The organism is Psychrobacter sp. CAL346-MNA-CIBAN-0220 (assembly GCF_040309805.1).
Lineage (GTDB): Bacteria > Pseudomonadota > Gammaproteobacteria > Pseudomonadales > Moraxellaceae > Psychrobacter.
In genome coordinates, this window is the sequence record NZ_JBEOPF010000542.1 from 1 (window position 1) to 252 (window position 252).

The 252-nt window shown below is 41.3% G+C and carries 1 protein-coding gene; it reads left to right on the forward strand.

Annotated features, from left to right (window positions below; genetic code table 11):
* Positions 1-252: hypothetical protein (locus AAEY88_RS14710; protein ID WP_350563579.1), on the forward strand; the 252-nt coding region annotated here is incomplete at both ends.

The window sequence follows — 252 nt, forward strand, 5'->3', positions numbered from 1 at the left end:
CTATGGAATCTCAACGCAATATATTGCTAATCGGTCTGCTGTTTGTCAGCTTTTTAATGTGGCAACAATGGCAAACAGATAAAGCACCAAAACCGGCAACAGCTCAAACTGTTAGCCAAACTAACGCCGCCTCACAACACAGTGCTGACGTTCCAGAAGCAGATATCTCTGGGGAACCAATAGAATTACCTGCAAATAAAAACCTTATTAGCGTTAAAACTGATCAGCTTGATATTAAAATCAGCCCGATTG